Here is a 26187-nt window from a genome sequence, read left to right on the forward strand (position 1 = left end):
ATTGTCCCACAGACCGCCCGCGGCGTCAGCCCGAGTTACGCCTGCGGATCGATCATCGAGGCGCGCCCGGCGCTGAACGACCACTCGTCCAACTGGGTGGTGGTGATCACCACCATCACATCCTCGGGGCGCAGCCGCAGGTTTTCCGCCAGCAGCGCCGCCAGCCGCCCGTAGAAGCGCCGCTTGGTGTCGGTGTCGCGCGGCCGCCCGGCGGTGATGTAAAACAGCACGAAATCCGCGCTGCGCGGCCCGCCGAGATAGTCGCGATCGTAGATAAGCTCACCGGGGCGGTATTGATCGATCACCTGAAATTTATCCGTCGGCGGCACCTCGAAGGCCTCCACCAGCGCCTGATGCAGGCTGTCGGACAAGGTTTGCAGATAGTCGGCGGACTTGCCCTGATGCAGGGCGATGCGGCTAAACGGCATGGTTGTCCTCCTGTTCCAGTTCACGCAGGCGCGCCACGGCCGACGCCGCCGCGGGCCAGCCGGCGTAGAACGCCAGATGGGTGATGAGCTCGGCCAGCTGCTGGCGCGTCACGCCGTTGCGCTGCGCCAGCTGCAGGTGAAACGGCAGCTGTTCCACGCGGTTGAGCGCCACCAGCGCGGCGACGGTAATCAGGCTGCGCTCGCGCGGGCTCAGCGCCGGCCGCTGCCAAATATCGTCAAACAAAACGCTGTCGCTGAGCTGCGCCAGCTTGGGGGCAATATCGCCGAACGCCTGCTGCCCGGCCTGGGATTCTGATGGCATCACACTCTCCTGTCAGTTGCGGATAGCCTTACGCTACCCGCCGCCGCAGCGAGTGAAAATCGGGATTTTCAGCAGTCTCGGTTCAGAAAAACGGGAGGGTTCCCCGCCGGGCGGCGGGGAGGCATCACGATTCCAGCGGGGCAACACCGTCGAAATGGGCGCTCAGCAACGCATTCAGCTCCGGCCGCTGTTCCACCCGCTCTGCGATGGCGTACAGCCGCGGGCAGTGTTGCCGGAACCACGCGCGGCCCGGCCGCCAGTTGCACATCACCGCCACGTACAGATCCAACGCGCTGAAGCTCTTGCCGAGAAACCACGGGCCCGCAGCGCCGGCGGCGGCGTTCAGCTGCCGCAATAAGCGCTCGCGATAATCCATTACCGCGTTTTTCAGCTGTTCCGCCCCCGCCGCCTGCGGCTGCCAGCGATGCGGATGGTCGGCATAGGTGCAGGTGGGGTAAATCTCCGCGTTGATGAACAGCAGCCAGCGCAGAAAACGCGGCAACAGCGGCGAGCCGCCGGGCGGCGCCAGTTCGGCGTGCGGCGCGCGATCGTGCAGCAACAGAATGATCGCCGCACTCTCCGTCATCACTTCGTCATTGGGCAACACTAAGGTGGGCACCTGGCCCAACGGGTTCAGCGCCAGCAGGCGATCGCGCTCCGGGCCGTCCTGCGTGTAGTCCACCTCCTCATAGCCCCAGGGGAAAGCGGTCAACACCAACGCGGCGGCCACGATCGTCGAGCCGCAGCCCTGCGTGCCGAACAAAGTATAAGTATCGTGCATGATTCCTCCCGCAGCGGAACAAGGTATCGATAACTGTAGACCAGCCGCCGACCGTCGGCCGAAGAAAAAATTCACTCTTTACGCGACTTTTTTAATCGTTCGACATGAAAATGAATTTTTTGTCATAAATAGATCACATTACTACGGTAAAAATTCTCCGCCGCCAACAATCAGGCGGCACAGTAAAACAGCAATGCAACTGATGATAAGCGTCTTTCAATCGAATAAAGCAGGGTAACCCATGAAACGTAATCTTCTGGCCGTTATTATTCCGGCACTTTTACTTGCGCAAGCGGCACAGGCAGCAGAAATCTACAATAAAGACGGCAACAAACTCGATTTTTACGGTCGTGTAAAGGCCCTGCATTATTTCTCCGATGATGCCGGCAACGACGGTGATAAAACCTACGTGCGTATCGGCTTTAAAGGCGCGACTCAGATTAACGATATGCTGACCGGCTACGGCCAGTGGGAATATCAGATCGCCGCCAACCACACGGAATCCGACGGCACTAAAGACACCAAAACGCGTCTGGGCTTCGCCGGTCTGAAATATAAGGATCTCGGTTCCTTCGACTACGGCCGCAACTACGGCATCATTTACGACGTCGGCGCCTGGACGGATATGATCCCTGAATTCGGCGACGATGCTTATATCAAGACCGACAACTTTATGAACGGCCGTACCAACGGCGTCGCCACCTACCGTAATAACAACTTCTTCGGACTGGTCGACGGCTTGAAATTTGCCGTGCAGTACCAGGGCAAGAACGAAAACGACGGCCGCTCCGCCAGCAAGGCGAACGGCGACGGCTGGGGCCTCTCCTCCAGCTACGAAATCATCGACGGCCTGAGCGTGGGCGCCGCCTATGCCTCTTCCAACCGCACCACCACGCAAAAAGCGGGCACCTTCGGTAAAGGCGACAAGGCCGATATCTGGGCCGGTGGTCTGAAATACGACAACAACAACGTCTACCTGGCCGCGACTTATTCGCAGAGCCGCAATATCGCGCCTATTTCCGGCACCGCCACCATCAATAACAATGCCACTTCCGTTAGCGGCTTCGCCAATAAAGCGGAAGGGATTGAATTGGTCGCACAATATCAGTTCGACTTCGGTCTGCGCCCATCGCTGGGTTACGTTCAGCAGAAAGGCAAAGATATTGAAGGCATCGGCGACGTCGATCTGGTGAAATATTTCGACGTAGCGGCAACCTATTACTTCAACAAAAACATGTCCACTTATGTCGAATATAAAATCAACCAGCTCGATGACGACAACAAGCTGGGTCTGAAAAACGACGACGTGGTTGTTGTCGCCCTGACCTACCAGTTCTGATGTGATGAATGAATAACCACCACTGCAAACTTTAGCGTCACTTGATACCCAGAGTTTTATTTCGCCGGGCGGCTGCGTCCGGCTTTTTTGTTTTTATTTTCCCCCTGTCCAATCCCCCCGCTTGCCTTGCAAAAAAAACGGGTCTACATGTATAGCTTTCTCCCCGAGCGAAATCAGCCATGCATAACGACGGACGCTTCGACTTCCACAACGCCCTGCGCTACAGCAGCGACGAACTGGCGAACATCCTCAGCCACTGCTTTGAAAACTACATCGTGCGCTTCGTTGTCGACGGGCCGACCTTCGCCGCCCGTTTCGGCGCCGAAGATCTCAGCCTGAACGACAGCCTGATCGTCACCCACCGCCATGAACCGGTGGCGGTGGCGCTGATCGCCCGCCGCGGCCGGCACAGCCGGGTCGCGGCCTTTTCCGTGCGCCCGGAGATGCGCGGCCAGGGCCTGGGCAAGGCGCTGATGCAGCGGCTGGTGGCGGACGCCCGCCACCGCGGCGACCGGCGGCTGTCGCTGGAAGTGATCGAAGGCAACGACGCCGCGCTGGCGCTGTACCACCGCGCCGGGCTGCGCATCGTGCGCACCCTGACCGGCCATCAGGCGCCGGCGGAAGCGCCGCCAGGCACGGCGGAACTGCAGGCGGTCGATCCGCTGACCGTCAGCCATCGCCTGACGGCGGAAGGCGCCACCGATCTGCCCTGGCTGATCGCCCCCGAATCGCTGTTCAAGCTGCCGGGCAAACCGCAAGCCTATACGCTCAATCGTCAGGCCTACGCCGTGGTGATGCCCGGCGCCGAGCACTGCTGGCTGCGCCTGATCTACGTGCCGCCGCAGCACCGCGGCCAGGGGCATGCGCGCGCCTTGCTGGCCGCCCTGCAAACAAGGTTCGCCCCTTTGCCGCTGACTGCCAACGTCGTTGTGCCCGAGGTGGCCGCCCCCTTCTTTACGCATCTTGGCTGGCGGCAGGATCCCCTGCGCCAGTTCGAGATGGATATGCTGCTGGACAGCCCACAAGAATAAAACCGAGAGAGATAACAATGGCAGGAAAACAGGCAAGGACACTCACCCTCGGCGCGGCGATTGGCGTCGCGCTGCTGACGCTGGCCGGTTGCGCGCAGCCGCCGCACACCGACGCGCAGGCCCAGCAGCGGCTGGCGGATCAGTCGGTGCTGGCGGTGAACTGGTTCCAACAGTCCGGCGAATACCGCGCGCTGGCGCATCAGGCGTTCAACAGTGCGCAGCGCGCCTTCGATCAGGCCAGGGCCGCGCCGGGCCGTAAAAAGGCGGTGGTGGTCGATCTGGATGAAACCATGCTGGACAACAGCGCCTACTCCGGCTGGCAGGCGCAGCAGGGCCAGCCATACGACGGCGCCACCTGGGCCAAATGGACGCAGGCCGAACAGGCCGGCGCGGTGCCGGGCGCGGTGTCGTTCGCCCGCTACGTCAACGCCCATCAGGGCACGATGTTCTACGTGTCGAACCGCAAGCAGAGTGAATACGCCGCCACGGTGGCCAACATGCAGAAGCTCGGTTTCACCGGCATGTCGGAAAAGACCGTGCTGCTCAGCACCGATACCTCCAATAAGCAGGCGCGCTTCGACGCCATCAAACAAGACGGCTACGACATCGTGGTGTACGCGGGCGACAACCTGAACGACTTCGGCGCCGCGACTTACCACCAGGACAACGCGCAGCGCCGGGCGTTCGTCAGCGAGAACCAGAACAAGTTCGGCACCGAATTCATCGTGCTGCCCAACCCGCTGTACGGCGATTGGGAAAGCGGGCTGGCCCGCGACTACAACAAGCTGACGCCGCAGCAGAAGCTGCAGGTGCGCCAACAGGCGATCAAAGCCTGGCGCGGGCGCTGATTCAGGAATAGGGAGAAAAAAACCATATAACCTAATATTTTGTCAAAAAGGGATTAACGGAGCATGCCGCCGAACCAATGGGGATATTGGCTCGGCGGCATGAACATAAAGAAATGCGTATGCTCAAATTTTTGATTGCGGGTATAAGAAATGTGAGAAATCGGTATCGGCACTGCCCTGTGAAGCCAATCCCACAACGCTTCCCGGTGAAGCAAGCACTTTCACTATCCTTTCAGCAATATCAGAGTAGTTCATCCCTTAACCCTCTCGATTTTAACCGTCCGAAAACCGTAGCGGCATCCGTTCTTTGCTTTAATCTGGCCGTAACCTAAGCAGCAAGGCACGGATTTCAAGGTCAAATGGCTATGGGGACTTACAACATCATTCCAGAACTTTTTCGAAACAGACCGCCTGCGGGTTACCTCGATAACGGCCATAGTTTTCGCGTATCCGATACCCCTGAGCCAGATAAAACTTGATGGCACGCAGGTTCACTCTTCGAGTTTCCAGCCACAGTTGGCGATACCCCAACCATCGAGCCTGTTGTTCCAGAGCATGTAATAATTTACGACCAATACCATTGCCAGGCTCACGTACATACATCCGTTTTAACTCCGCAACGCCAGAAGTTAATCGACGCAGCGCCCCACAAGCTACGGCTTCATCGGCAGCATTGCGTACCAACATAAAACAACCTCCATCCGCTTGTATAGCAGCAGGATCAAACGAGGATGTACCGCTATCACCGGTGATCTCAGCCAGTTGCACCGACAATTCCGCCATCAGTGTCAGCGCGTCTGAGCTATCAACTTCACTTAATAGTATCCGAAGAGTCACAGCAGTTTGTACATATAGCAGGTGGCTTCCAACGCCCCGCCGTCGCTGGCGCGGGCGTAATGCGGAATGTCGCCCGCCGCCTCGAACCCCAATTGGCGGTACAACCCCTGCGCCGCGCTGCCGCTCAGGGTGTCCAGCACCAACAGGCTGCGGCGATGACGCGCCGCCAGCGCCTGCACTTCCTGCATCAACTGCCGGGCGACGCCCTGCCGCCGCGCCTGCGGGTGCACCATCAGCTTGGCCACTTCCGCCCGGTGGCGGCCGTTGTCCGGCATCGCCAACAGCAGCTGCACGGTGCCGACCGGCCGACCGTTCGCCAGCGCCACCAGCATCGCACGCTCTCCCCTCGCCAGGGCCGGCAGCAGCCCCTGCCAAAATGCCCGCGCCTGCTCCACCGTAAAGGGCATGACAAAACCGATGCTGGCGCCGTGCGCCACGCTGGCGTGCAGCATCTCGGCCAAGTCGGCCATGGCGCTTTGCGCCGCGTCGGCGCCCCACTGTTGCAATTCAATCATGGCTATGGCCTGCAGATAACGAGCGTGTAATGAGCCGGCTCATCGCCGGGGACATGGAAACGGGACGCGCCGAACAGGCGGTAGCGCAGGCAGTCGCCGGGCGACAGCCGGAAAACGCGCCCTTCCAGCGTCAATTCCAGCTGCCCGGACAGCAACCAGAGGTGATGCTCCAGCGCCGGTATCGACGGCAGGTCGTAATCAATCTGCGCGCCGGCATCGAGCCGGGCTTCGATAAACTCGGCCTTATACAGCGCGGCGGGAGGAGAAACGGAGCGACGGTGGAAACCGCTGACGCGATCGACCCATACTGGCTGTTGCTGTGGCCGCAACAGCTCCGGCGGTTCGTCTTCGATGTCGCTCAACAGGCGCGACATGGTCAACCCGTAGGCGGCGCACAGCCGGTTCAGCAGCGACGCCGTCGGGCTGGTTTCGGCGCGCTCCACCCGCGAGAGCGTCGCCCGGCTGAGGCCGGTGCGCTGCGCCAGCTCCTCCAGCGACCACCCCTGCTGCTGGCGCAAATCCGCCAGCCGCTGCGCCAACCTCAGGTCGGCAGTCTCCAAACCGTTATCCATCGCTCACACTCCGCCTTGAAATCCCATATAAGAGAAATAATCTCAAATTAGAGATATGGCAAGCGGATTTTAAAAAATGCCGCGCAGCGCGATGAATATCAGCATGCTCAGCAACACCACCGCCAGCATACTGCGCAGCAAGAACGCCACTATCACCGGCAAACACTATCGAAGAAGGAGGAGCGTTCTAGCACTCGCGCGAGGGCGGGTTTTGTACAAGATTGCCCGTCTCGGCGCCCGGCGGCGCGATCGCCGCGCAGCGCCAGGCGCTGAATACCGCCAGCAGCGGCGCCAGCGCGAACGCCAGGAACAGCCAGCGCGCCGCCGACGCCGCGCCCGCCGCGCCGCCCGGATCGTTCAGCCCCGCCAGATTGGCGATCATCCCGGCCAGCGCCGCACCGAATGCGGTGGCGAACAGCTGCACCGTGGTAATCGAAGCGCCGGCGATATCTTTGTCCGCTTCGGGCGCCACCTGCAAAATGCGCGTCAGCAGGTGCGGCCAGCCGAAGCCGATGCCGAACCCCACCAGCAACAGCGCAATGACGATCGGCGCCAGCGCCTGCCAGTGGCCGCCGGACGGCACCGGCATCAGGATCGCCAGCGCCAGCAGCCCCACCAGCACAAACAGCGGCCCGCTGACGATCGCCCGGCGAATGCCCGCCCCGCGCCAACCGGAGCTGAGGATCTCGGACAGCGTCCAGCCGGCGGCCATGGCGGCGGCAATATAGCCGGAGATCAGCGGCGACTGGCCGTGCAGCAGCTGCAGAAAATAGGGCACGAAGATCTCGCTGGTCATGCCGATCACCAGCAACGCGGTCGTGATGTAGAGCGCCGCCAGCGATGAGCCGCGCCGCAGCGCGCCGTGCGGCAACAGGCGGGCGCGCGAGTGCGCTTCGCGCTTCAGCAGCCAGGCCATCAGCACCAGCGAGAGCGCGATGCCCGCCAGGTTGATCCAGGCGCTGTGCGCCAGACTGCCGGCGGACACCGCCAGCACCGCCACGGTCAGCAACAGCAGCTGCGCGGTCGGCAACGGCGCGGCCGCCTGCTGCGCTTTACCCTTGGGCAGGATCAGGAAGGTAAATGCGGCGTACAGCACCATGATCGGCAGCAGAATGCCGAAGGCCCAACGCCAGGCGTTCAACTCGGCGAAAATGCCGCCCACCGCCGGCCCCACCAGGGTGGCGATGCCCCACATCGCCGAGATGAGCGCCATGGCGCGCGGCCACAAACGCTGCTCGAACACCAGGTTGATCATCGCGTAGGAGAGCGCAAAGATCAGCCCACCGCCGAAGCCCTGCACCGTACGGCCGATCAGCATCACCGGCATGCTCGGCGCCAGCGCGCACAGCGCCGCCCCGGCGATGAAGAACAGCGAAGCCACCAGATAGGCGCTGCGCGCGCCGTAGCCGCTGAGCAGCCGGGCCGACAGCGCGGAACCGAGGATCGACGCCACCACGAACAGCGTGGTGTTCCAGGCGTAGAGATCCAGACCGCCGATATCCTGCACCACCGAGGGCAGAATGGTGGTGGCGACCAGAATATTGATGGCATGCAGCGCCACGCCGAGCGAAAGCGCGATCGCACTGGCCGCATTTTTGCCGGAGAAAAGGTCGCTCCAGCGGCTATCGTCATGGGTTATCACGGTTGTCGTCCTGTTTTCAGAGGAATGGCATTGAGTTGGTCATAAGATTGCGTTAAATTTAACAAGAGTTATCTTGGAATAAGTTAGGGCGAGGCGGAGAAATATGTCAAGAATAAACTTGGAAAATAGCGGCAGCACCGCACAATCGGTCAGTGACCGCTTGCTGACGCTATTGAAAACCCGCGGCCCGCAGCAAGCTTCTGACGCAGGAAAGGTGCTCGGCACCACCGGTGAGGCGGCCCGCCAGCAGTTCGTCAAGCTGGCGAAAGAGGGGCTGGTCGAAGCGGTGGCGGAAACGCGCGGCGTGGGCCGCCCGGTGCAGCTGTGGCATTTGACCTCGGCCGGCAACGCGCGCTTTCCCGACACCCATGCGGATCTGACGGTGCAGCTGCTGCGCACCGTGCGCGACAAGCTGGGCGAACAGGCGCTCGACGTGCTGATCGAGACCCGCGAGCAGGAAAACCGCATCAACTACAAGCAGGCGATGATCGGCGCCGCCGATCTGCAGGAGCGCGTGGCGCGCCTGACCGAAATCCGCTGCCGCGAAGGCTATATGGCCGAATGGCGTCAGGAGGAAGACGGTTCCTATCTGCTGGTGGAAAACCACTGCCCGATCTGCGCCGCCGCCACCGTCTGCCAGGGCTTCTGCCGGGCGGAGCTGAGCATCTTCACCGAAGTGCTGCAGGCGCAGGTGGAGCGCGCCGAACACATTCTGGCCGGCTCGCGCCGCTGCGCCTACCGGATTTCGCTCCTTTAACACCGGTTTTTGCCCACGTTTTCAACCGGTACAGATTATTCTGCTTGTGCATCCCGCACCTTCCCTTCTAAGGTTGAATTAACGCATATTCAGACCAACAGCGGGCCTCGCGCTCGCTCTGGCAAATCCGTCGGCGCCTGGCGCGCAGCGGCAGAGTAACCCCACGGGAGTTGAACGATGAAGAAGCCGCATGCCGGATTCTGGCTGGCGACGCTGGGACTGGGCGTCTGCTGGCTGCTGGCGCTGCTGACTCGCGATCGGCTCAACGGCATCCTGCTGGCCGGCGCGGCGCTGGCGCTGATCTTTACCCCGGCCGCCCGCCGCAAAGGCGCGGCCCTGGCCGCCCTGGGCGGTATCGGCATGGATGGGCTGTGGAGCTACAGCGGCGTGCTGCACTACAGCGGGCAACACGGCCTGCCGCTCTGGACCATCGCGCTGTGGATCGGCTTCGGCTGCTGGTGGTATTGGCTGCTGGACGTGGTCAGAGCGGCCCCCTGGCCGCTGGCGGTGCTGGGCGCCGCCGTCGGCCCCTTCGCCTACGCCGTGTCCTGGAAGCTGGACGCGTTGCTGCCCGGCGTGCCGCCGGAGTTCATGCTGCTGCTGCTAGCCGTCGGCTGGTCGATTTACCTGCCGGCCGTCAGCTGGCTGCAGTGGAAGCGGCGGGACAGCTGAACGGCGGGCGGCGGCCGGGAAAAATAATGCCGAAAGCCATTGCTTATCGGTTGCCCGATCGGGTTTACTGAGCGTTCTAATAATAATCACCCCTGCAAAAACATATCCCTATGCTTAGCCAACAAAGCCGTAGCGTCCTGCCGTTGATCGGGGCGTTGTTCACGTTATATATCGTTTGGGGTTCCACCTATTTCGTCATTCGCCTCGGCGTCGCGCAGTGGCCGCCGCTGATGATGGCCGGCATTCGCTTTCTGGTTGCCGGCATCGTGCTGTTCAGTTTCCTGGCCTGGCGCGGCCACGCGCTGCCGACGCCGAAGCAGTGGCTGGCCGCCGGCGCCATCGGCATTCTGCTGCTGGCGGTGGGCAACGGCCTGGTGACGATGGCGGAGCACCAACACGTGCCGTCCGGCATCGCCGCGGTGATGGTGGCGACGGTGCCGCTGTTCACCCTCTGCTTCAGCCTGCTGTGGGGGATGCGCAACACCAAACTGGAATGGGCCGGCATCGCGCTCGGTCTGGTGGGCATCGTGCTGCTTAATACCGGCAACAACCTGGTGGGCAACCCGACCGGCGCGCTGCTGATTTTGCTGGCGTCGGCCAGCTGGGCCTTCGGGTCGGTACTGGGATCGCGCATCTCGCTGCCGGCCGGGCCGATGGCCGGCGCGGCGGAAATGCTGGTCGCCGGCGTGGTGTTATTGGCAGCCAGTCAGCTGAGCGGCGAGCGTCTGACTCAGATGCCGAGCACCGGCGGCTTTCTGGCGCTGGGCTATCTGATCGTCTTCGGCTCGATGCTGGCGATCAGCGCCTATATGTTCTTGTTGAAGAACGTGCGCCCGGCGGTCGCCACCAGCTACGCCTACGTCAACCCGGTGGTGGCGGTGCTGCTCGGCATCGGCTTTGCCGGCGAATCGCTGGCGCCGCGCGAGTGGCTGGCGCTGGTGATCATCGTGGCGGCGGTGGTGCTGGTGACGCTGGGAAAATACCTGTTCGCCCGCCCGGCCCGCGTGCAGGCCATCGACAGCGAACGGTAGCGATCGCAAAGGGCGGTCTGCGGGCCGCCGTTAAAAACGATTCTTGTTTCACCCGGCGAAGGGGCTATAATTCCCGCTGTTCCAAGCAACCTGCGAAATTATTCCTATGCTGAAAAAAGCGTTCGTCATCGTCATCGCCCTGTGCGCCTTCGGTTCTTTGGGCGGCGTATTCCTCGCCGGGCTGAACATCTACACCCGTTCCACCACCCCGCACGAAGAAAGCGCGCCTGCCGGGGATGCCGCCGCCACGCCGGCGCAAACCGAAACCCTTCAGGCCAAGTGATCGTCCAGCCAGCGCTGGCAGCGCAGCTGTAAAAAGCGCTGCAGCCGCCTGACGCGTTCCGACACCTGCGAGCAATGCGGGCACCAGGCACTTCGAGCAGTTCCTCACCACGCCATAGCCGCTTTCCCCACGCCGGGGAGAAAAACGACGCGCTGTGCCTGATACAGGCCAACGCGCGGCGGGTTACCTGCTGGCGCTGGAGAACGGCTTCGTCACCGGCAGCGCGATCGACATCGACGGCGGCGGCCTGTTGTAACGGCGGCTAGAGCGCCGTCACGCCCTGCGCGGCGGCCTGCTGTTCCAGCACGGTGATAATCTGGTAGGCCGAACGCGGCACCAGGCTGAAATCGCCGATCAGCAGGCGGTCGCTGACCGCCTCATCCAGCATCGCCCGGGCGCCAGCGCGCAGGATTTCCACCTGTTCCGGCGGCGTACCCGCCGCGGTGATCAGCGGCAGACCGGGCACCGCTGCCGTGCGGCCGATGATTTTCAGCCCCTCCAGCGCCTGCGGCTGCGCCCGGCGCAGCAGTTCCATGCTGATTGAATCGATGGCGGCGATATCCGCCTGCCCGCTGCGGATCAGCTTCAGCGACTGATAATGCGCGCCGGAGGCAATCGCCGCACCAAAGAATTTCCCGTCCTGCGCCAGCGGCGCGATCAGCGCGCGCAGGCCGTTGTAGCCGGATTGGGAATCGGTGCTGTTATAGGCCGCCGTCCGGCCGCGAAAATCCGCCAACCGTTCGCCGGGGTCGCCCGCGCGCACCACCAGCCAGCTGCGGTAATTCGGCCCGTCGCACCCCTCAACCCGATAATGGTAGGTGCCGATCAGCTGCACCTGCGGCAAAGTGCTGACCAACGGATAACCGCAGGTTTGGCTGAGCAGCAGATCGTCGCGCCGCCAGTGCTGCGCCAAATCGTCCGGCCAACTGAGCCGCTCCGGCGCCGCCGGCAGCCCCAGGCGCAGCAGCTTGTCGCGCAATACCTGCCAGAAAGATTCGGCCTGCTCCCGGCCAACGCCGTACATCGGTAGAGACACCTGCATCATTTCCCCCTTACCCCGCCGGAGTGGTCGCCAGCGTCTGCTGACGCCAGGCGGTGAGATAACGCACCCAACGTTCGAACAGCATATCGGTGATAATAGCCAACAATGCCACCACCGCCGCGCCCTGGATCACATAGGCGGTGTTAAAGCCGCTCAGACCGATGATGATCGGCGAGCCGAGCGTCTTGGTGCCGACGGTGGAAGCGATGGCCGCCGTGCCGATGTTGATGATCACCGACGTGCGGATCCCGGCGACGATCACCGGCGCCGCCAGCGGCAATTCGACCCGCCACAGAATTTGCCAGGCGCTCATCCCCACGCCGCGGGCAATCTCGCGCGTGGCGGGCGGCACCGATTCGATGCCCGCCAGCGTGCCCTGCAGGATCGGCAGCAGGCCGTACAGCACCAGCGCAATGATCGCCGGCTGTTCGCTGAAGCCCATCACCGGCACCGCTACCGCCAGCACCGCTACCGGCGGGAAGGTCTGCCCCACCGCCACCACCGTTTCCACCAGCGAACGAAACTCCCGGCCGCTGCGCCGGGTTACCGCCACGCCGGCCGCTACGCCGAGAGCCACCGCGATCAGGCTGGAGATTGCCACCAGCGACAGATGCGCCCCCACCAGCGCGATAAAGCTGTCCTGCTGATAAATGGGCCGCTCCAGATCGGGGAACCAGGCGGCAAACAGGCCGCGCAGATGATCCATGCCGAACACCAGCGCCAACAGCAGCGCCAGCGTCCAGGGCAGCGGATCGCGCAGCAGGCGCCAGATGCGCCCGCTCATGACAGCGCCTGCCCGGCGATCAGATCGTTGAAGTGCAAGACCCCCAACGCTTCGCCCCGTTCATCCACCACCGGCAGGCAGTCGCTGCCGCGCGCCACAAACACCGACAGCGCCTCGCGCAGGCTCATGGCGGCGGCGATCGGTTCGCCCTCGGCGGCGCCGGGCCGCACTCGCTCCGCCACCGTTCCCAGCGACAGCAGCTTGATGCCGCGATCGCTGCGCCCGAAGAAGTCCCGCACGAAGTCATTGGCCGGCGCGGTCAGCAGCGCCAGCGGCGTGCCCTGTTGCACCACCCGCCCCTGATCGAGCAGCACCAGGCGATCCGCCAAGCCCAGCGCCTCGTCGATGTCGTGCGTCACCAACACGATAGTGCGGCCGGAGAGCTGATGGATGCGCGCGATCTCCGCCTGCAACGCCGCGCGGGTGACCGGATCCAGCGCGCCGAACGGTTCGTCCATCAGCAACACCTCGGGATCGGCGGCCAGCGCGCGCGCCACCCCTACCCGTTGCTGCTGCCCGCCGGACAGCTGATGCGGATAGCGACGGCGAAACAGATCCGGCTCCAGATGCAACAGCTCCAGCAGTTCGGTTACCCGATCGCGAATACGCGCGCGCGGCCATTTCAGCAGCTGCGGCACGGTGGCGATGTTTTCCTCCACCGTCCAGTGCGGAAACAGGCCGATCGATTGGATCGCATAGCCCATGCGCCGCCGCAGATCCTGCGGTTTGAACGACTGGATCTCTTCGCCGGCAAAGAGAATCTTGCCCCGATCGTGCTCGATCAGGCGATTGATCATTTTTAACGTCGTGGACTTGCCGGAACCCGAGGTGCCGATCAACACGGTGAATTCGCCCTCGGCGATGTGCAGCGTGAGATCGTCTACCGCCGGCTTGCCCTGAAAAATTTTGCTGACTTGCTCAAAGTGAATCATCGGCGCGATACGTCCAGGATTGAAACCCAAAATTTAAACAGCGAATCGACGATGACCGCCATCATGACCACCGGGATCACCCCCAGCAGAACCAGATCCAGCGCGCTGCTGAGCAGCCCCTGAAAGACGATGGCGCCAAAACCGCCGGCGCCGATCAGCGCCGCCACCACCGCCATGCCGACGGTTTGCACCGCCAGAATGCGCACGCCGGTCAGGAACAGCGGCAGCGCCAACGGCAGCTGCACGCGCAGGAAGATCTGCCCGCGCGTCAGCCCCATGCCGGTGGCGGATTCGATCACCCCCGCCGGCACGCTTTGCAGCCCCGCCACCACGCTGCGCACCAGCGGCAACAATGCGTACAGCACCAGCGCCACGATCGCCGGTGCCATGCCGATGCCGCTGACGCCGTGTTCTGCCAGCCAGGGCACCGCCGTCGCCAGCCCCGCCAACGGCGCGATCAGCAGGCCGAACAGCGCGATGGACGGCACGGTCTGGATAATGTTCAGCACGGAGAAAATCGGCCGCTGCCAGCGCTCGGAGCGAAAACACAGCACCCCGAGCGGCACGCCGATCGCCAGCGCCGGCGCCATCGTCGCCAGCAGAATGGTCAGGTGCTGCAGCAGCGCGGCGTCAAACACCTCCTGGCGATTGTGGTACTCCTTCAGCAGCGACAGCTGATCGAGCTGATGCCCGAACAGCAGCAGCGCCGGCGGCACCAGCACCAGCGCGTTGCCCAGCATGCGCCACAGGTGCGACGCGGTGATGCGCGCCATGGCGTCGGCGGCGATCAGCAGGCTCAGCGCCATCGTCAGCCAGCATCCGCTGCCCCAGGAGGTGCGCGCCAGGCGCGATCCCTCCTGCGCCAGACGCCCGGCGGCCTGCCCGCTGATCCAGAAGGCCAGCGTCAGCACCCCGCAGGCGGCCAGCGCCGCCAGCAGCGCCCGTCCCCGCGTCGGCGGCAACAGGCTGAGGATCGCCAATGCCGCCAGCGGCAACAGCAGCCACAGCGCCGGGCCGTGCAGCAGGGAGAACAAGGAGAGGCTTTTGCCCGACAACAGGCGATTGGGGGCATAACTGAGGAACGGCAGGCCGAACGCGGCCAGCAGCAACAGCATGAACAGCGTCAACAAGACGCGATGTTTTACGGCGATAGTCAAAGAAACGCTCCGGTTCCCTCGGTTTACCCCCTCTCCCGACGGCAGAGGGGGCACCTCGGCATTATCCCTTAACAAACCCTTTCTCTTTCAGGTAAGCGGCCGCCACCTGTTTGGCGTCCTGGCCTTCCACGGCGATCTGCGCGTTGAGTTTTTGCAGCGTCGGCCCGTCCAGCGAGGCGAACACCGGCTTCAGCAGCTCAGGCAGATTGGCATGCGCCTTCAGGGCCGCTTCGCGCACGATCGGCGCCGGCGCGTAGATCGGCTGTACGCCTTTCGGATCCGCCAGCGTCTGCAGCCCCAGCGCCGCCACCGGGCCATCGGTGCCGTAGGCCATCGCCGCGTTGACGCCGGAGGTCTGCTCCGCCGCCGCCTTGATGGTCACCGCCGTATCGCCGCCGGCCAGGGACAGCAGCTGATCCTGATTCAGCTTGAAGCCGTAGGCATTCTGGAACGCCGGCAGCGCATCCGGCCGCTCGATAAATTCCGCCGAGGCCGCCAGCTTGAACTTGCCGCCGCCGTTGATCCACTTGCCGAGATCCGACAGCGTCTTCAGGTGATTGGCCTCCGCCACGTCCTGGCGAATGGCGATGGTCCAGGTGTTGTTGGCCGGCGCCGCGTCCAACCAGACGATTTTGTTTTTGTCGTAGTCGAGTTGCTTCACCTTCTCGAAACCGGCCTGGGCGTTCTTCCACGCCGGATCTTTCTCATCGGAGAAGAAAAACGCGCCGTTGCCGGTGTATTCCGGGTAGATGTCGATCTCGCCGGAGGTGATGGCGCCGCGCAGCACCTTGGTGGTGCCGAGCTGCAGCTTGTTGGTGGTCTGGATGCCGTTGGCTTCCAGCACCTGCACGATGATGTTGCCGAGCAGCGAACCTTCGGTGTCGATCTTGGAGCCGACGCGCACCGAGTCGGCCGCCTGCGCCAGACCGCCGGTGGCCAGCAGGGCCAGCGCGACGGCAAAGGAACGTCCGCGTGATAAGGTGATTGCCATACTTTTCCTCTGGTTATACGTTTTCCGGCTCATGGGCCGGTTAGGTTGGAAAATCCTGAGAAACGCGCTTCCAGCGCGCAATAAATTTTTCCGTCGGCAGGGCATCGCCCTCCCCCTGCGGTTCACCGGCGCGCAACGGATGCACACCGACGTCGATCGGCGTCAGGGCGTAATCGCGCAGCCACTCGCCGTAGCCTTGCGCGACAAATCCCTGGCTGCGGCGCTGGTACGCCTCACGCTCCGCCAGATAGACTTCGCGCAAACCATACCAGGGCAGGCCGGGCAGATCGTGATGCACTAAATGGTAGTTCAGATTGAGAAACAGCAGCCGCCACGGCCAACCCGCCTCATTAATAATAGAACGTGCCTGCGGAGCGTCCACGGCGCGATGCTCAAAAAACGATCTTACCTTGGTCAGCGCCAGCGCCGGGTAGCTGATGGCCAGCAGGTAAAACGCCGCGCCGATACCCTGCGCCTGCAGCCAGTCGAGCAGCATCGCCAACAGCGACAGGTGCACCAACCACCTCGCCCAGGCGCGCCACTCCCCGGCGGCAAGCGCTTTCACCGCCCCGGCCAGGGTCGCGGCGATATCCAGCGCCGGGCCAAGGAGCACCCGGCCTATCAGCGTATTGCGCACGGCGGCCAGCAGCGGCAGCAACCGGGGATAGCGCCGCCACTGCGCGGCGCTGAAGTAATAGCTTTCGGGATCTTCGTGCGGATCGGTCAGGTGGTCGTTGCGGTGGTGGCGCAGATGCGAATCGCGATACAGCCCGTAGGGATACCACACCGCCAGCGGCAACAGGCCGAACAGCTGATTGACGCGCGGCCAGCGCGTCGGATGGCCGTGGATCAGCTCGTGCTGCAACGACATGTACCAGGTGGTCAGCAGGATCAGCAGCGGCGCGCCAAGCCACGGGCCCAGCGTTTGCCACCCCAGCGCCACGCCGAACCAGCCGCCGTACACCGCCGCCATGATCCCCCAGGTGGGCAGCTCCAGCCGCCAATGCCGGCGCCGATAAAGCTGCCTGATTCGTTCGCGCTGTTCGGGGTGCAAATAGTGGGCGTGGGACATGCTGCGGCTCGCGGTAAGAGATTTTCTCCCAGTATCCATGAGCCGTAGCGGCATTCAAAATAACGAAAATGGCAAAGCTAAGTGAAAATTCAGCGGGTTGCGTACGCGTAAAAGCGAAAAAACGGGCCGCGCAGGCGGCCCGTCGGTCACATCTTCAGGGAACGAAATCGAGCACCACGGCGTTGAACAGCGCATACTCGGTGGCGTTGGCCATCGGCGGAAACTGCGCGCGCTGCACCGCCGCGCTCGCCGCTGCGCACAGTGGCGCGTCGCCTCTTACGATCTTGCTGCTCGCCAGCTTGCCGTCGTCCGGTCGCAGCCGAATGCTGATGGTGCAGCGTTGGCCGCGCGCGCGTTCAGGCAAACGCAGCTCGCGGCTCACCGCGTTATGCACCCGCACCGGATAGCTGAGCGGCGCCGTGGCCTGCGCCTCGGCCTGCGGCTGCGGCAACGGGATGCCGGCCTGACGCCCGGCACCGCAGCCGCTTAACAGCAACAGCGCCAACAGGCCTAGTGTCTTTTTCATTCCCTATATCCTTATTGGGTTGTTAATCCTTATATGACGGCGATCACTGCGCCGCCGGGTAAGCCTCGCCGTCATCCGCGTAACGCTGCAGCCGCTCGCGCCACCACTTGGCTGCCAGACCGCTGGCGCTTTCCCGCCAGCCGAAATAGGCAACGTCGCTGCAGCGCTCAGATTCAACGCGTTTCGCCACCAGTTCGCCGCTGTTCAGGTAAGGTTCCGCCAGAGAACGCGGTAGATAGCCGCAGCCCAGCCCGGCCAACTGCGCCTGCAGCTTGGCGTCGAAGCCGAAGACCGTCAGCGTATCCTGTTCTTCCAGCAGGTTCAGGCTCTGCGGCGCGTTGACCCGCGAGGTATCGCGCACCACCACCGCCCGGTGCTGACGGATCTCATCTTTCGGCAACGGTTCCGGCAGCGCCGCCAGCGGATGCTGTGGCGCGACGGCGAACACGTAATCCAACTGCCCCAGGCGGCTGAACGCATAACCCACCCGCGACGGCGGCTCGCAGATGGCGCCGATGATAATGTCGGCGCAGCCGTAAACCAGCGATTCCCAGGAGCCGGCCAGCACCTCGTGGCTGAAACGCAGCCGAGTATGGTGATGCTGCCGATAGAACTCGTCGATCAGCGGCAACAGGCGGGCAAACGGGAAGGAGGCATCGATCCCGAGCGTGATCTCGCTTTCCCAGCCGTTCTCCACGTAGCGCGCCTGCTGCTCCAGATCCTGCGCCGCCCGCAGCAACACCCGCCCTTTTTCCAGCATCAGCTTGCCGGTATCGGTGAACTTCGCCCGGTGGCCGGAGCGGTCCAGCAGGGTGATGTCGAGATCGTTTTCCAGCTTTTGCACCATATAGCTGAGTGCCGAAGGGGTTTTAAACAGTGCGGCGGCCGCGGCGGCGAAAGATCCGTGCCGGTCCAGCGCGTCCAAAATCAGCAGCGCTTCCAGGTTTAATCTCATGCTTTCTCCCGTGTATAAAAAAACTCAACAAGTCGGCAAAAATTCTGCGGTATCTTTGAAATCGCCCTCTGCCTACCATGCGTTTTATCGGCGTTACACTCATCAGATGTTCAACCGAAATATCACTGGGAAGGTAAATTATGTCCAAGTTTCAACTGCTTGATAAAGACAACTCCGCACTGATTTTTATCGACCATCAACCGCAAATGGCCTTCGGCGTGGCTAATATTGATCGTCAGCAACTGAAAAACAACGTTGTTGGTTTGGCGAAGACGGGCAAGATTTTCAACGTGCCAACCCTTTTCACCTCGGTAGAAACCGAAAGCTTCAGCGGCTATATCTGGCCGGAACTGCTGGCGGTACACCCGGAAATCACCCCGATTGAACGCACCTCGATGAACTCCTGGGAAGACGCGGCCTTCGTTAAAGCCGTGGAAGCCACCGGCCGCAAAAAGCTGGTGATCTCCGCGCTGTGGACCGAAGTGTGCCTGACCTTCCCGGCGCTGATGGCGCTGGAAGCCGGCTATGAAGTGTATGTGGTGACCGACACCTCCGGCGGCACCTCCGTCGATGCGCACGAGCGTTCGATCGATCGCATGGTGCAGGCCGGCGCCGTGCCGGTGACCTGGCAGCAGGTGCTGCTGGAGTACCAGCGCGACTGGGCGCGCAAAGACACCTACGACGCGGTGATGGCGCTGGTGCGCGAGCACAGCGGCGCGTACGGCATGGGCGTCGACTACGCTTACACCATGGTGCACCACGCACCGGCCCGCACGCTGAAATAATTCCCCTTGCCCCGGCCCCGCGCCGGGGTATTTTCAGGAGTCGGTTTTATGGCCCATCCGCAGCATGTCACGCTGGTGATCACCCACCGTTTGGCGCCGGGGAACGAGCAGGCCTATGAGGCCTGGCTGAACCGCATCATGCCCGACGCCGCGGGCTTCACCGGCCATTTGGGCGTCAACGTGATTCGCCCTTCCGGCGACGAGCAGGCCTATACGGTGCTGGTCCGCTTCGACAACCTCGACAATCTGTACCGCTGGATCCACTCGCCGCTGCGCAAGCAATACATCGAAGAAGTCACCCCGCTGTTGCTGGAGAGCGACCATATCGAGATCCGCCCCGGCGCAGAGTTCTGGTTTACCCCGCCCAGCCCCGGCGTGCGCCAGCCGCCCCAGTGGAAGCAGTTCATCATCACCCTGCTGGTGATCTTCCCTTCCACCAATCTGGTGCCCTGGTTTTGGGGGCTGGCACTGCCGCAGCTGAACGGCACGCTGCTCGGCCATTTTCTCAATGACGCCACCGTGGTCGCCCTGGTGGTGTACCTGTGGATGCCTATCGTGACCCGCGTTTTTCATCAATGGCTGACCCGCCGCTAGGCGGTTCGCCGGGAGAATGTTATGAACCACCACGCTTCATTGATTATCACCAACGGCAAGTTTCACACCGTCGATCGCCAAAATCCCACCGCGCAGGCGGTCGCCATCCGCGACGGCAAGTTTCTGGCGGTCGGCAGCGAAAGCGAAGTCATGCAGCACGCCGGGCCGGAAACCCAGGTGATCGATCTGCACGGCCACACCGCCATTCCGGGCCTGAACGACTCGCACCTGCACCTGATCCGCGGTGGCCTGAACTATAACCTGGAGCTGCGCTGGGAAGGCGTGCCTTCGCTGGCCGACGCGCTGCGCATGTTGAAAGAACAGGCGCTGCGCACGCCGAACCCGCAGTGGGTGCGGGTGGTCGGCGGCTGGACCGAATTCCAGTTCGCCGAGCGCCGCATGCCGACGCTCGACGAAATCAACCAGGCGGCGCCGGACACGCCGGTGTTCATTCTGCACCTCTACGATCGCGCGCTGCTCAACCGCGCGGCGCTGAAGGTGGTCGGCTACACCAAAGACACGCCGAACCCGCCGGGCGGCGAAATCCAGCGCGACGCCAACGGCAACCCGACCGGCATGCTGATCGCCAAGCCCAACGCCATGATCCTGTACGCTACGCTGGCGAAAGGGCCGAAGCTGCCGCTGGAGCAGCAGGTCAACTCCACTCGCCAGTTTATGCGCGAGCTGAACCGTCTGGGCCTCACCAGCGCCATCGACGCCGGCGGCGGTTTCCAGAACTACCCGGAGGATTATCAGGTGATCGCCGAGCTGCACGAGAAAAAGCAGCTGACCATTCGCATTGCCTATAACCTGTTCACCCAGCGGCCGAAGCAGGAGCTGGAAGACTTCGAGCTGTGGACCGACATGCTCAAGCCGGGCCAGGGCACCGACTTTTATCGCCACAACGGCGCCGGCGAGATGCTGGTGTTCTCCGCCGCCGACTTCGAAGACTTCCTGCAGCCGCGCCCGGATCTGCCGCCGGGCACCGAGGACGAACTGGAGCGGGTGGTGCGCCATCTGGTCGAGCACCGCTGGCCGTTCCGCCTGCACGCCACCTATGACGAATCCATCAGCCGCATGCTGGACGTGTTCGAGAAGGTGAACCGCGACATTCCGTTCAACGGGCTGCACTGGCTGTTCGACCACGCCGAAACCATTACCGAACGCAATATCGAACGGGTCAAGGCATTGGGCGGCGGCATTGCGGTGCAGCACCGCATGGCATTCCAGGGCGAATATTTCGCCGAGCGCTACGGCATCGAAGCCACCAAACATACGCCGCCGGTGGCGAAAATGCTGGCGGCCGAGCTGCCGGTCGGGCTGGGCACCGACGCCACCCGCGTCGCCAGCTACAACCCGTGGACAGCGCTGTACTGGCTGGTCTCCGGCCGCACCGTCGGCGGCATGGCGATGTACGACGACAGCGCGCGGCTGGATCGCGAAACGGCGCTGATGCTGTGGACGCAAGGCAGCGCCTGGTTCTCCACCGAGCAAGGCAAGAAAGGCCAGATCAAGGTCGGCCAGCTGGCGGATGTGGCGGTGCTGTCGCAGGACTATTTCAGCGTGCCGGAAGAGCAGATCAAAGGCATTGAGTCGGTAATGACGGTGGTGGACGGCAAGGTGGTCTACGCCGCCGGCAGCTTCTCGCCGCTGGCGCCGCCGCCGCTGCCGGTGCTGCCGGAGTGGTCGCCGGTCACCCAGGTGCCGGGCCACTACCGTTCCGCGCCGCCGTCGGCGGCGGCCAAAGTCGGCGTGCTGAGCCAGGCGCACCAATGCTGCGGCCCGTGCGGCGTACACGCGCACCAGCATGACATCGCGCGCCGCTCCAGCATCCCGGTGTCGGATGAAAACGCCTTCTGGGGCGCGTTCGGCTGTTCATGCTTCTCGTTCTAAGTTGCCAGGCAAGCAACTTATTATGCAACTAGCTTAATAAGGTATTAAGCTAGCAACATAACAAATTAATGGCGCTGCCCACGGGAGAGCGCCATTTCATTTTCAATCGCGGTTGATCTCCAGCCAGCGCCGCTGCTCGGCGGAGGCGGCTATCGCATCCAGCACGCAGGACACCTTCCAGCCTTCTTCAAAGTCCGGCCACATGCGATCGCCCGCGGCGATGCCGTTGACCAGATCGCGGATCTCCACCGTCTTCTGATCGTTAAAGCCGATGCCGTGCCCGGCGCTGATGCAGAACGCCGCGTAGTCCGGGTGTTTCGGCCCTACCAGCAGCGTTTTGAACCCCTGCCGCTCCGCCGGCTCATCGTGCCGATACAGCTTCAGCTCCGCCATCCGCTCCTGGGTATAGCTCAGCGTGCCCTTGGTGCCGGTGACCACATAGGTCAGCCCCATCTTGCGCCCGCAGGCAATGCGCGAGGTTTCGATAGTGCCCATCGCGCCGCCGGCGAAGCGCAGCAGCGCGCCGGCCTGATCTTCGTTTTCCACCGGCAGCAGGCGCGCCGGGTCTTGCGGGTCCGGGCGCTGTTTGATCACGGTTTGCATATCGCCACAGACCGCCACGATGTCGCCCACCAGGTAGTGCGCCATATTGACGATGTGCGCCGCCAGATCCCCCAGCGCGCCCAGCCCGGCGCTGGCGCGGCGGCAGTGCCAGTCGAGCGGCGTGCGCGGGTCGGCCAGATAATCCTCATTGTGGGTGCCGTAAAAATGCACCACTTCGCCGATTTCGCCGTTGGCGATGATCTCGCGCGCCAGCTGGCTGGTCGGGTTCTTCATGTAGTTGAAACCGACCAGCGTTTTCACGCCCTTGGCGCGGGCGGCCTGCACCATCTCCGCCGCGTCGGCGGCGTCCAGCGCCAGCGGCTTTTCCGAATACACGTGCTTGCCGTGGCGGATCGCTTCCAGCGCCATCTCTTTGTGCAAGAAGTTGGGCGCGCAGATGTCCACCACGTCGATCGCCGGATCGGCCACCAGCTGCCGCCAATCGCCGGTCGAGCGCGCAAAGCCGAACTCGGTTGCGCGCTGCGCCGCCAGCTCGGGCGTCACTTCCGCCAGCATCTCCAGCACCAGCTCCCCTTTCAGAGGAAAGACCGTGGCGGCCTGCGCATAGGCGATGGCGTGACAACGCCCGATATAGCCGGTGCCGATTAACCCAACGCGTACCTGTTTCATCATTTTCTCCCGTGATCGAAATCCTGTGTAGAACCAGGCGCCGCTCAATGAAACGCGCTGGCTGATAACAGGTTTATATGGAATTTAAATTTCAACAACAAGAAAAAAGGAAAATAAAGTTCACATTCGTGATGCCGTTCATGAAACATTGACGGGATGATGCAACGGGGAAAGCCCGGACACGGCTTGCCGTATCCGGACGAGGTAAAATGAACCGTTTATTTCATATCAAGGTAAACCGTTGGCGCCGTGCTGCACGTAGCCAGGGCGTTGCAGCAGGCGCTGCTGATAGGCCGCCAGCGCCGCATAATTCGGCCGCTCGAACGGCGTCATCAGCCAGCGATTCAGCGACAGCCCCAGCACCACGTCCGCCAGCGTGAAGGCCGCGCCGGCGGCATAAAGGCCGTGCTGCGCCAAATGCTTGTCCAGCAGCCCCATCAGCCGATTCCACTCACGCTCGGCGGCGGCCAGGCTGGCGGCATCCTGATAATCCGCATGCCCGCGCACCCGCGACATGAACACATAGCGCCAGGCGCCGTTCAGATCGGTGGCCTGCCAGTCCATCCACATCTCCACCGCCGCGCGCGCGCCGGGTTCCTGCGGCAGCAGATCGCGGCGCCCTTCCCGTCCGGCCAGGTAGCGGCAGATAGTGTTCGACTCCCACAGCACCCGCTCGCCGTCGATCAGCACCGGCACCAGGCCGTTGGGATTCAGCGCCAGAAACGCCGGCTCCTGCGTGGAGCGAAAGCCGCTGCCCCAGTCCTCCCGCACCAGCGGCAACCCCAGCTCCTGGCAGGTCCACAATACCTTGCGCACGTTGATCGATGAGGCTTTGCCCAATAATTTCAGCATTCGCTTTCCTTACCCTCTCCAGAACGGTTTATCGCCTTCGCGCCGCGCATCCGCCCGCGTCAGGCCGATATCCGCCAGTTGCCTGTCGTTCAGCAGCAGTAACTCTCTGCGCGTACTGCGGCGCAACAAATACCAACGCCAGCGTGACCAGCCTACCCGTCGCCGCGTCGTCATGCCATCAAACAGTGCCATGTTGTTATTCTCCCTGCTGTTTTTGCGTTGCAGTCATCATGCTCGCCGGGAGAAAAACAATACAGATTCACGCTGGCGCTATTTTTTTCATACAGCTGCGCCAAAAAAACCGCTGAATGGTTTACTTTGAAAGCATCTGTACCGGTTTTTTAATCCTGCATCCCGATAAGAGGCCTCTGTATGACACGCTACGCCACTCTGGCCGCCATTCTCAGCCAACGCATTCAGCAAGGGCTGTATCCCGCCGGCCATCGCCTGCCTTCGGTGCGCGCGCTGAGCCAGGAGCACGGCGTCAGCATCAGCACGGTGCAGCAAGCCTACCGGCTGCTGGAAGAACAGCGCCTGGTGGAGGCGCGGCCGAAGTCGGGCTACTTCGTGCATACGCGGCGCGCGCAGGCCGAGCTGCCCGCCATGACGGCGCCGGTGCAGCGGCCGGTGGACATTTCGCAATGGGAGCAGGTGCTGGAGCTGGTGCGCAGCCGGCCGCGCGAGGGCCTGATCCAGCTGGGGCGCGGCATGCCGGATATCGCCGAGCCGACGATGAAACCGCTGATCGTCGCCCTGCGCAACGCCGCCCGCCACGGCGATCTGCGCAGCCTGTATTACGACAGCATTCAGGGCGTGGCCGCGCTGCGCGAGCAGGTCGCCCGCCTGCTGCTGGATTCCGGCTGCCAAATCGGCCCCGATCAGTTGCTGATCACCACCGGCTGCCAGGAAGCGATCTCCGCCGGGCTGCGCGCCGTTTGCCAACTCGGCGACATCGTGGCGGTCGATTCGCCCTGCTTCCACGGCACCATGCAGACGCTGAAGGGCCTGGGCATCAAGGCGCTGGAAATCCCCACCGATCCGCTCACCGGCGTCAGCCTGGCGGCGCTGGAGATGGCGCTGGAACAATGGCCGATCAAAGCGATTCTGCTGACGCCCAACTGCAACAATCCGCTGGGCTACATCATGCCCGACGCCCACAAACAGCGGTTGCTGACGCTGGCGCAGCGCCACGACACGGCAATCATCGAGGACGACGTCTACGGCGACATCGCCTATCACTACCCGCGGCCGCGCACCATCAAGTCGTTCGACGAAGACGGCCGCGTGCTGCTGTGCAGCTCGTTTTCCAAAACGCTGGCGCCGGGGCTGCGGGTGGGCTGGATCGCACCCGGCCGCTACCTGGAACGGGTGCTGCACATGAAGTTCATCGGCTCCGGCGCCACCGCCACCCAGCCGCAGCTGGCGATCGCCGAATTCATCCGCGGCGGGCACTATCTGCAGCACCTGCGGCGCATGCGCGCCCGCTACCAGCAGAACCGCGATCGCATGACCGACCTTATCCTGAAACACTTCCCGGCCGGCACCCGCGTCAGCCGGCCGCGCGGCGGCTTTATGCTGTGGATCGAACTGGACGAGGCGTTCGACACCCTGCGGCTGAACCGCCATCTCGAGCAGCAGGGCGTGCAGATCGCCGTCGGCAGCATCTTTTCCGCCGCCGGCAAATACCGCAACTGCCTGCGCATCAACTATGCGCCGAAGCTGACGGCGGAGATCGAACAGGCGGTGCAGCGGGTCGGCGCCACCATCCAGGCACTGATGCCGAGCGGCGTGCTGCAACCTCAGGCGGACTGAAGCCAATACTCCGCCACCCGGCGGCGCAGATGACCGATGCCCTGCGGGTGATGAATAAACTGCTCTACCGGCATCATTCGCCAGCGCTGCCCTTCATCGCCAAAGCGAATGGCGGCGATCTGCGCCGGGGTGATCACCCCGGCCATAAACCAGGTCGGCGGGTAGCCGGGTTGAATACCGTCGTAACGCCGCTGCCAGACAACCTGGCGTTCGGCGAGCAACACCCCGAACTCTTCCTGCGTTTCCCGCAGCACGCACTGCAGCGGCGTCTCGCCGTTTTCCCGCCCGCCGCCGGGCAGATCCCACATCCCGGGCCACGGAATGCCCGGCTTGTCGTCCCGTTGGTAAACCAGCAGGCGGCCGTCGCACAGCAGCGCGATCTTGGCCCCGCCAAACGCCCGATCCGTCATGTTTTCCGTCTCCCGCCCATACCGTTGCCTGAACATCATACTCCATCCCGGCGCGGCCTGGTGTATAGTGAAAATCCGTTTCACAACAGGC

General features: G+C 63.2%; 30 protein-coding genes and 1 pseudogene. 12 read left to right on the forward strand and 19 right to left on the reverse strand.

Annotation, left to right across the window (positions count from 1 at the left end; all coding sequences use genetic code 11):
• Positions 1–35: 35 nt before the first annotated feature.
• The 3 genes from ACJ8HN_RS10660 to ACJ8HN_RS10670 all read right to left on the reverse strand — a co-directional run bounded on the left by ACJ8HN_RS10660 (position 36) and on the right by ACJ8HN_RS10670 (position 1531).
• Positions 36–428: a tautomerase family protein gene (locus tag ACJ8HN_RS10660; RefSeq protein ID WP_033646903.1), complete on the reverse strand. Its 393-nt coding sequence runs from the start codon at positions 426–428 to the stop codon at positions 36–38.
• Entirely contained in the window at positions 418–750 is a 333-nt protein-coding gene (locus tag ACJ8HN_RS10665) for a carboxymuconolactone decarboxylase family protein (RefSeq protein ID WP_033653414.1), read from the reverse strand. Before ACJ8HN_RS10665 ends, ACJ8HN_RS10660 begins: the two co-directional genes overlap by 11 nt.
• Before the next feature lie 124 nt (positions 751–874).
• Positions 875–1531, reverse strand: coding sequence for a glutathione S-transferase family protein (locus ACJ8HN_RS10670; protein ID WP_060419984.1), 657 nt, complete (start codon positions 1529–1531; stop codon positions 875–877).
• A gap of 241 nt (positions 1532–1772) precedes the next feature.
• Here ACJ8HN_RS10670 and ompC point away from each other — a divergent pair, with 241 nt between their 5' ends.
• The 3 genes from ompC to ACJ8HN_RS10685 all read left to right on the forward strand — a co-directional run bounded on the left by ompC (position 1773) and on the right by ACJ8HN_RS10685 (position 4749).
• On the forward strand, positions 1773–2870 hold the full coding sequence (gene ompC / locus ACJ8HN_RS10675; RefSeq protein WP_033646909.1) for a porin OmpC: 1098 nt from the start codon (positions 1773–1775) through the stop codon (positions 2868–2870).
• Positions 2871–3049: 179 nt separating this feature from the next.
• Positions 3050–3901: a GNAT family N-acetyltransferase gene (locus ACJ8HN_RS10680; protein WP_043146974.1), complete on the forward strand. Its 852-nt coding sequence runs from the start codon at positions 3050–3052 to the stop codon at positions 3899–3901.
• A 17-nt stretch (positions 3902–3918) separates the two neighbouring features.
• Positions 3919–4749: a 5'-nucleotidase, lipoprotein e(P4) family gene (locus ACJ8HN_RS10685; RefSeq protein ID WP_442523408.1), complete on the forward strand. Its 831-nt coding sequence runs from the start codon at positions 3919–3921 to the stop codon at positions 4747–4749.
• 381 nt (positions 4750–5130) lie between these two features.
• On the opposite strand, the gene ACJ8HN_RS10690 is transcribed toward ACJ8HN_RS10685, so the two are convergent.
• From ACJ8HN_RS10690 to ACJ8HN_RS10705, 4 genes are all read right to left on the reverse strand, one after another.
• On the reverse strand, positions 5131–5532 hold the full coding sequence (locus tag ACJ8HN_RS10690; RefSeq protein WP_050498665.1) for a GNAT family N-acetyltransferase: 402 nt from the start codon (positions 5530–5532) through the stop codon (positions 5131–5133).
• A 50-nt stretch (positions 5533–5582) separates the two neighbouring features.
• On the reverse strand, positions 5583–6101 hold the full coding sequence (locus ACJ8HN_RS10695; protein ID WP_049212860.1) for a GNAT family N-acetyltransferase: 519 nt from the start codon (positions 6099–6101) through the stop codon (positions 5583–5585).
• Between the two features lie 2 nt (positions 6102–6103).
• Positions 6104–6673: a helix-turn-helix domain-containing protein gene (locus tag ACJ8HN_RS10700; RefSeq protein ID WP_126192624.1), complete on the reverse strand. Its 570-nt coding sequence runs from the start codon at positions 6671–6673 to the stop codon at positions 6104–6106.
• A gap of 187 nt (positions 6674–6860) precedes the next feature.
• Entirely contained in the window at positions 6861–8315 is a 1455-nt protein-coding gene (locus ACJ8HN_RS10705; protein WP_442523409.1) for an MFS transporter, read from the reverse strand.
• Positions 8316–8418: 103 nt separating this feature from the next.
• Here ACJ8HN_RS10705 and ACJ8HN_RS10710 point away from each other — a divergent pair, with 103 nt between their 5' ends.
• The 5 genes and pseudogenes from ACJ8HN_RS10710 to ACJ8HN_RS10730 all read left to right on the forward strand — a co-directional run.
• On the forward strand, positions 8419–9072 hold the full coding sequence (locus ACJ8HN_RS10710; RefSeq protein WP_033653420.1) for a helix-turn-helix transcriptional regulator: 654 nt from the start codon (positions 8419–8421) through the stop codon (positions 9070–9072).
• A gap of 177 nt (positions 9073–9249) precedes the next feature.
• Entirely contained in the window at positions 9250–9744 is a 495-nt protein-coding gene (locus ACJ8HN_RS10715) for a DUF2878 domain-containing protein (RefSeq protein WP_033637629.1), read from the forward strand.
• A gap of 110 nt (positions 9745–9854) precedes the next feature.
• The gene (yedA, locus tag ACJ8HN_RS10720; RefSeq protein ID WP_442523410.1) at positions 9855–10775 is read left to right on the forward strand and encodes a drug/metabolite exporter YedA; all 921 of its coding nucleotides are present in this window, start codon (positions 9855–9857) and stop codon (positions 10773–10775) included.
• Positions 10776–10881: 106 nt separating this feature from the next.
• Positions 10882–11058, forward strand: a complete 177-nt coding sequence (locus tag ACJ8HN_RS10725; RefSeq protein WP_016928550.1) for a hypothetical protein — start codon at positions 10882–10884, stop codon at positions 11056–11058.
• A 175-nt stretch (positions 11059–11233) separates the two neighbouring features.
• Positions 11234–11314: pseudogene (locus ACJ8HN_RS10730) on the forward strand (SDR family oxidoreductase); the annotation flags it as partial.
• Between the two features lie 6 nt (positions 11315–11320).
• Here the strand turns inward: ACJ8HN_RS10730 and ACJ8HN_RS10735 are convergent.
• The 8 genes from ACJ8HN_RS10735 to ACJ8HN_RS10770 all read right to left on the reverse strand — a co-directional run bounded on the left by ACJ8HN_RS10735 (position 11321) and on the right by ACJ8HN_RS10770 (position 18517).
• A complete protein-coding gene (locus ACJ8HN_RS10735) occupies positions 11321–12082 on the reverse strand; it encodes a phosphate/phosphite/phosphonate ABC transporter substrate-binding protein (protein WP_080289897.1) in 762 nt (253 codons plus the stop codon).
• A 28-nt stretch (positions 12083–12110) separates the two neighbouring features.
• Positions 12111–12884: an ABC transporter permease gene (locus ACJ8HN_RS10740; RefSeq protein ID WP_033637624.1), complete on the reverse strand. Its 774-nt coding sequence runs from the start codon at positions 12882–12884 to the stop codon at positions 12111–12113.
• A complete protein-coding gene (locus ACJ8HN_RS10745; RefSeq protein ID WP_033637623.1) occupies positions 12881–13816 on the reverse strand; it encodes an ABC transporter ATP-binding protein in 936 nt (311 codons plus the stop codon). Before ACJ8HN_RS10745 ends, ACJ8HN_RS10740 begins: the two co-directional genes overlap by 4 nt.
• On the reverse strand, positions 13813–14973 hold the full coding sequence (locus ACJ8HN_RS10750; RefSeq protein ID WP_060425540.1) for an ABC transporter permease: 1161 nt from the start codon (positions 14971–14973) through the stop codon (positions 13813–13815). Before ACJ8HN_RS10750 ends, ACJ8HN_RS10745 begins: the two co-directional genes overlap by 4 nt.
• Positions 14974–15034: 61 nt before the next feature.
• Complete coding sequence (osmF, locus tag ACJ8HN_RS10755) at positions 15035–15964, reverse strand: glycine betaine ABC transporter substrate-binding protein OsmF (RefSeq protein WP_033637621.1); 930 nt, start codon at positions 15962–15964, stop codon at positions 15035–15037.
• A gap of 40 nt (positions 15965–16004) precedes the next feature.
• Positions 16005–17036: a fatty acid desaturase gene (locus ACJ8HN_RS10760; protein WP_094859701.1), complete on the reverse strand. Its 1032-nt coding sequence runs from the start codon at positions 17034–17036 to the stop codon at positions 16005–16007.
• A 154-nt stretch (positions 17037–17190) separates the two neighbouring features.
• Positions 17191–17562 carry a cell envelope integrity protein TolA gene (locus tag ACJ8HN_RS10765; RefSeq protein ID WP_060438953.1) on the reverse strand — a complete coding sequence of 124 codons (372 nt, stop codon included), beginning with the start codon at positions 17560–17562 and terminating at the stop codon, positions 17191–17193.
• 43 nt (positions 17563–17605) lie between these two features.
• A complete protein-coding gene (locus tag ACJ8HN_RS10770; RefSeq protein WP_033646934.1) occupies positions 17606–18517 on the reverse strand; it encodes a LysR substrate-binding domain-containing protein in 912 nt (303 codons plus the stop codon).
• Positions 18518–18657: 140 nt separating this feature from the next.
• Here ACJ8HN_RS10770 and ACJ8HN_RS10775 point away from each other — a divergent pair, with 140 nt between their 5' ends.
• The 3 genes from ACJ8HN_RS10775 to ACJ8HN_RS10785 are packed head-to-tail and all read left to right on the forward strand — an operon-like array spanning position 18658 to position 21789.
• A complete protein-coding gene (locus ACJ8HN_RS10775) occupies positions 18658–19302 on the forward strand; it encodes a hydrolase (protein WP_442523411.1) in 645 nt (214 codons plus the stop codon).
• 48 nt (positions 19303–19350) lie between these two features.
• On the forward strand, positions 19351–19896 hold the full coding sequence (locus tag ACJ8HN_RS10780; protein WP_033637617.1) for an antibiotic biosynthesis monooxygenase: 546 nt from the start codon (positions 19351–19353) through the stop codon (positions 19894–19896).
• 21 nt (positions 19897–19917) lie between these two features.
• On the forward strand, positions 19918–21789 hold the full coding sequence (locus ACJ8HN_RS10785) for an amidohydrolase (protein WP_033653428.1): 1872 nt from the start codon (positions 19918–19920) through the stop codon (positions 21787–21789).
• A 102-nt stretch (positions 21790–21891) separates the two neighbouring features.
• Here the strand turns inward: ACJ8HN_RS10785 and ACJ8HN_RS10790 are convergent, their stop codons facing one another.
• The 3 genes from ACJ8HN_RS10790 to ACJ8HN_RS10800 all read right to left on the reverse strand — a co-directional run bounded on the left by ACJ8HN_RS10790 (position 21892) and on the right by ACJ8HN_RS10800 (position 24066).
• Positions 21892–23022, reverse strand: coding sequence for a Gfo/Idh/MocA family protein (locus tag ACJ8HN_RS10790; protein ID WP_041034068.1), 1131 nt, complete (start codon positions 23020–23022; stop codon positions 21892–21894).
• Positions 23023–23250: 228 nt separating this feature from the next.
• Positions 23251–23874, reverse strand: coding sequence for a glutathione S-transferase family protein (locus ACJ8HN_RS10795; RefSeq protein WP_442523412.1), 624 nt, complete (start codon positions 23872–23874; stop codon positions 23251–23253).
• 9 nt (positions 23875–23883) lie between these two features.
• Positions 23884–24066, reverse strand: coding sequence for a DUF1127 domain-containing protein (locus tag ACJ8HN_RS10800; RefSeq protein WP_072265259.1), 183 nt, complete (start codon positions 24064–24066; stop codon positions 23884–23886).
• 180 nt (positions 24067–24246) lie between these two features.
• Here ACJ8HN_RS10800 and ACJ8HN_RS10805 point away from each other — a divergent pair, with 180 nt between their 5' ends.
• A complete protein-coding gene (locus tag ACJ8HN_RS10805) occupies positions 24247–25686 on the forward strand; it encodes an aminotransferase-like domain-containing protein (protein WP_442523413.1) in 1440 nt (479 codons plus the stop codon).
• Here ACJ8HN_RS10805 and ACJ8HN_RS10810 read toward each other — a convergent pair.
• Positions 25674–26096: an NUDIX hydrolase gene (locus tag ACJ8HN_RS10810; RefSeq protein ID WP_033646950.1), complete on the reverse strand. Its 423-nt coding sequence runs from the start codon at positions 26094–26096 to the stop codon at positions 25674–25676. The two genes, ACJ8HN_RS10805 and ACJ8HN_RS10810, sit on opposite strands and share 13 nt — an antisense overlap.
• Positions 26097–26187: the final 91 nt, after the last annotated feature.

Source organism: Serratia sp. CY29653, assembly GCF_052169255.1.
Lineage (GTDB): Bacteria > Pseudomonadota > Gammaproteobacteria > Enterobacterales > Enterobacteriaceae > Serratia > Serratia sarumanii.

Excerpts from the sequence above, each read along its gene's own strand:
- ACJ8HN_RS10660 (WP_033646903.1), bottom strand. The coding sequence starts at position 428 with ATGCCGTTTAGCCGCATCGCCCTGCATCAGGGCAAGTCCGCCGACTAT.
- ACJ8HN_RS10665 (WP_033653414.1), bottom strand. The coding sequence starts at position 750 with ATGCCATCAGAATCCCAGGCCGGGCAGCAGGCGTTCGGCGATATTGCC.
- ACJ8HN_RS10670 (WP_060419984.1), bottom strand. The coding sequence starts at position 1,531 with ATGCACGATACTTATACTTTGTTCGGCACGCAGGGCTGCGGCTCGACG.
- ompC (WP_033646909.1), top strand. The coding sequence starts at position 1,773 with ATGAAACGTAATCTTCTGGCCGTTATTATTCCGGCACTTTTACTTGCG.
- ACJ8HN_RS10680 (WP_043146974.1), top strand. The coding sequence starts at position 3,050 with ATGCATAACGACGGACGCTTCGACTTCCACAACGCCCTGCGCTACAGC.
- ACJ8HN_RS10685 (WP_442523408.1), top strand. The coding sequence starts at position 3,919 with ATGGCAGGAAAACAGGCAAGGACACTCACCCTCGGCGCGGCGATTGGC.
- ACJ8HN_RS10690 (WP_050498665.1), bottom strand. The coding sequence starts at position 5,532 with ATGGCGGAATTGTCGGTGCAACTGGCTGAGATCACCGGTGATAGCGGT.
- ACJ8HN_RS10695 (WP_049212860.1), bottom strand. The coding sequence starts at position 6,101 with ATGATTGAATTGCAACAGTGGGGCGCCGACGCGGCGCAAAGCGCCATG.
- ACJ8HN_RS10700 (WP_126192624.1), bottom strand. The coding sequence starts at position 6,673 with ATGGATAACGGTTTGGAGACTGCCGACCTGAGGTTGGCGCAGCGGCTG.
- ACJ8HN_RS10710 (WP_033653420.1), top strand. The coding sequence starts at position 8,419 with ATGTCAAGAATAAACTTGGAAAATAGCGGCAGCACCGCACAATCGGTC.
- ACJ8HN_RS10715 (WP_033637629.1), top strand. The coding sequence starts at position 9,250 with ATGAAGAAGCCGCATGCCGGATTCTGGCTGGCGACGCTGGGACTGGGC.
- yedA (WP_442523410.1), top strand. The coding sequence starts at position 9,855 with ATGCTTAGCCAACAAAGCCGTAGCGTCCTGCCGTTGATCGGGGCGTTG.
- ACJ8HN_RS10725 (WP_016928550.1), top strand. The coding sequence starts at position 10,882 with ATGCTGAAAAAAGCGTTCGTCATCGTCATCGCCCTGTGCGCCTTCGGT.
- ACJ8HN_RS10735 (WP_080289897.1), bottom strand. The coding sequence starts at position 12,082 with ATGTACGGCGTTGGCCGGGAGCAGGCCGAATCTTTCTGGCAGGTATTG.
- ACJ8HN_RS10740 (WP_033637624.1), bottom strand. The coding sequence starts at position 12,884 with ATGAGCGGGCGCATCTGGCGCCTGCTGCGCGATCCGCTGCCCTGGACG.
- ACJ8HN_RS10745 (WP_033637623.1), bottom strand. The coding sequence starts at position 13,816 with ATGATTCACTTTGAGCAAGTCAGCAAAATTTTTCAGGGCAAGCCGGCG.
- osmF (WP_033637621.1), bottom strand. The coding sequence starts at position 15,964 with ATGGCAATCACCTTATCACGCGGACGTTCCTTTGCCGTCGCGCTGGCC.
- ACJ8HN_RS10760 (WP_094859701.1), bottom strand. The coding sequence starts at position 17,036 with ATGTCCCACGCCCACTATTTGCACCCCGAACAGCGCGAACGAATCAGG.
- ACJ8HN_RS10765 (WP_060438953.1), bottom strand. The coding sequence starts at position 17,562 with ATGAAAAAGACACTAGGCCTGTTGGCGCTGTTGCTGTTAAGCGGCTGC.
- ACJ8HN_RS10770 (WP_033646934.1), bottom strand. The coding sequence starts at position 18,517 with ATGAGATTAAACCTGGAAGCGCTGCTGATTTTGGACGCGCTGGACCGG.
- ACJ8HN_RS10775 (WP_442523411.1), top strand. The coding sequence starts at position 18,658 with ATGTCCAAGTTTCAACTGCTTGATAAAGACAACTCCGCACTGATTTTT.
- ACJ8HN_RS10780 (WP_033637617.1), top strand. The coding sequence starts at position 19,351 with ATGGCCCATCCGCAGCATGTCACGCTGGTGATCACCCACCGTTTGGCG.
- ACJ8HN_RS10785 (WP_033653428.1), top strand. The coding sequence starts at position 19,918 with ATGAACCACCACGCTTCATTGATTATCACCAACGGCAAGTTTCACACC.
- ACJ8HN_RS10790 (WP_041034068.1), bottom strand. The coding sequence starts at position 23,022 with ATGAAACAGGTACGCGTTGGGTTAATCGGCACCGGCTATATCGGGCGT.
- ACJ8HN_RS10795 (WP_442523412.1), bottom strand. The coding sequence starts at position 23,874 with ATGCTGAAATTATTGGGCAAAGCCTCATCGATCAACGTGCGCAAGGTA.
- ACJ8HN_RS10800 (WP_072265259.1), bottom strand. The coding sequence starts at position 24,066 with ATGGCACTGTTTGATGGCATGACGACGCGGCGACGGGTAGGCTGGTCA.
- ACJ8HN_RS10805 (WP_442523413.1), top strand. The coding sequence starts at position 24,247 with ATGACACGCTACGCCACTCTGGCCGCCATTCTCAGCCAACGCATTCAG.
- ACJ8HN_RS10810 (WP_033646950.1), bottom strand. The coding sequence starts at position 26,096 with ATGACGGATCGGGCGTTTGGCGGGGCCAAGATCGCGCTGCTGTGCGAC.